A 2,661-nucleotide genomic window follows, 5' to 3' on the forward strand; every position below is an offset into this window, starting at 1 on the left:
GCTCTATATAGATCAAAGTGGGATGAATATCGTGGAACTGATACTTATGGAGATACACAATAAAAAATGCTATCTCAAAATCGTAAGCTTTCTATACTCCAGTTCGAAAATTAAGTGCTTATGATGCTTTGACGATAAGAAGGAAAGACTTAGAGAATTAGACCTGCAGACACCAGTAAGTACCCGTGGACAGATATTGGTTCAGCAAAACTATTTGCAGATTTTTATAAAGATATTTTGAGATTTGTTCCGGAAAGAAAGCAGTGGTTTTCTATGAAGGTGGCATTTGGCAAAGCGATGTTGGAAGTCTTAAGACCATGATACTTTGCATAGAACTTGCTGATTTACTTCATATGTTTCTTCTTGATTTAAAAGACAAGCATAAAGACGCTATTTTTATCTACCTATAAAAGAGAAACTCAGCACTCAAAAATACGTGCTACTCATCATCCTCTTGATCTTCTACACTTCCCTCAACAAGACCTAAAGTACTCTGTGCATCTTCAAGGCTCTCTAATGCAGTAACACCTCTGAGCTTGCGGTTCATAGCCTTTGTTCTAGTAGTAAGAATCTTATCAATGGTGGTTTCTGCAGTTCTAATCTGTTTTTGAGCTTTCTCAAGCTGCACCTGATACGTCTCAAACTCTGTCTTAACCGCAGAGAGTACCTTTTGAATTTCGTCGGCATGCTTCTGAATAGCAACAGATTGAAATCCCATTTGAAGACTGTTAAGAAGTGCTGCCATAGTGGAAGGTCCACACACATTAACGCGATACTCTCTCTGTAGCTGCTCAAGAAGACCCGTCTGACTGACTACCTCTGCATAAAGTCCCTCAAAAGGAAGGAACAAAATAGCAAAGTTAGTTGTCTCTGGTGGGGCAATATACTTTGTAGAGATATCTTTTGCCTCTGCCTTAATTCGAGTCTCTAGACCCTTTTTAGCAGCAGCAATAGCCTCTTCATTTCCTGCGTTAATTGCATCTACTAGGTGCTCGTACGTATCTCCTGGGAACTTAGAATCAATAGGAAGCCAAACAGTCTCCCCTGACTCTCCAGGCAACTTAACAGCAAACTCCACGCGCTCAGTAGAGCCAGAAACAGTAGCTACATTCTCTTCATACTGTTCTGGAGAAAGAATGTCTCTTAGAATTGCGCCAAGCTGAATTTCTCCAACAATTCCGCGAGTCTTAACGCCAGAAAGAACTTTCTTTAAGTCTCCAACACCTTCTGCAAGGCCGCGCATTTCTCCCAAGCCTTGATGAACTTGCTCAAGTTGCGTAGATACGCGCTGAAACGATTGGGTCATACGCTCATCAAGCGTTTTCTGGAGTTTCTCGTCAACGGTCTGACGCATGAGTTCAAGTTTTGCCTCGTTCTCTTTACGCATATCGCTGAGCTGTTTGTCAACAGTCTCTCTAACCTTGCCAAGCTGCTCAGTTGAAGCCTGGGAAGTTGCTTTCATGTTGTCATCCACACGACGCTGAAAAGCATCAAAACGAGCATCAAGCTGAGCAATGCGTTGATCAGTCTGCTTTGTCTGATTTTGCAGTGTTGAGGTGAGCTTTTGATCAACTACCTCTCTTACCTTCTCAAGCTTTATATCCATAAGCTCTTGCATTTTTGCCATGTTATCCGTAACACGACGATCCAACTCTTGGGAGCTTCTTATAAGCTCTGCAGATGATGTTTGACTTTGCTCTTGCAGCGTCTTTACTTGCGAGAGCTTAGAGGAAAGTGTGACAAGGCTCACGATAAGCACAATGACAACTACAGCCAAAACTAACAGCACAAGCAAATCCACAAGACTCCCCTAACTCATAGCAGAACAAACAAACGCAAACACAGCAAACACAATCTGAGTGTTAGCCAAAAATTCCGTAGATTGCTTCTGCAATGCTATTGGTAATGCTCTCTACGATATTCACAAATGGATTATCGGAATTAACATCTTTATCTCCATAAGGATTAGTGAAGTAATCCCAGAATTCTTCCCAATAGTTTTGCTGGCGGTAATACCTATAGGAATCATCATCTTCAGTACGATCCTGCTTATCATCAACGTTGTTTGTTTCGTTCTTGCTGTTCTTTTCTTTCTCTTTCATAGAAGAAAGCGTCTCATCAGAACCAAGCGTGACGTTGATAGTAAGGCGGTCTTCTCCACGTACGACCTCTACAGGAACGGTCTCTCCAATCTTGTGAGAGCGAACGGCAATAATAGCTGCATCAGCAGAAACTACGCGCTCTCCACCAATAGAGACAATAACATCACCCTTTTTAATACCAGCACCCTCTGCAGGACTATCATCAAGAAGGCCTGCTACATACGCACCGTAATCTACCGAGAGATCATTGCGCTTTGCAACTCGAGGAGTAACGGTCTGCATAGAAAGGCCAATATAGGCATGCTTAACTTGTTGGCCAGAAAGAATCTGATTTGCAATATCAATGGCATAGTTAGAAGGAATTGCAAAGCCAATACCCGCAAATGACTTGGTATCTGACGAGAACAACGTACAAATACCCACAAGCTGACCATTAGAGTCAACCAGAGCTCCGCCAGAATTACCTGGGTTAATAGCTGCATCAACCTGGATGAGGTTTGCATAAATAGTGGTTTCTCCACCCTCTGTCTCAAGCATATCTCCACGAGAAAGAGCAGAA

At 42.4% G+C, this 2,661-nt stretch carries 2 protein-coding genes; both read right to left on the reverse strand.

Features of this window, described 5'->3' with window-relative positions; all coding sequences use genetic code 11:
• Positions 1 to 439: 439 nt before the first annotated feature.
• The gene (locus tag RWJ43_RS06600) at positions 440 to 1,801 is read right to left on the reverse strand and encodes a DNA recombination protein RmuC (RefSeq protein ID WP_314009132.1); all 1,362 of its coding nucleotides are present in this window, start codon (positions 1,799 to 1,801) and stop codon (positions 440 to 442) included.
• A gap of 61 nt (positions 1,802 to 1,862) precedes the next feature.
• Positions 1,863 to 2,661 (reverse strand): PDZ domain-containing protein (locus tag RWJ43_RS06605; RefSeq protein WP_314009134.1); only part of this gene is annotated, 799 nt, incomplete at its 5' end.

Source organism: Lancefieldella parvula, from assembly GCF_963530955.1.
GTDB classification, from domain to species: domain Bacteria; phylum Actinomycetota; class Coriobacteriia; order Coriobacteriales; family Atopobiaceae; genus Lancefieldella; species Lancefieldella parvula_A.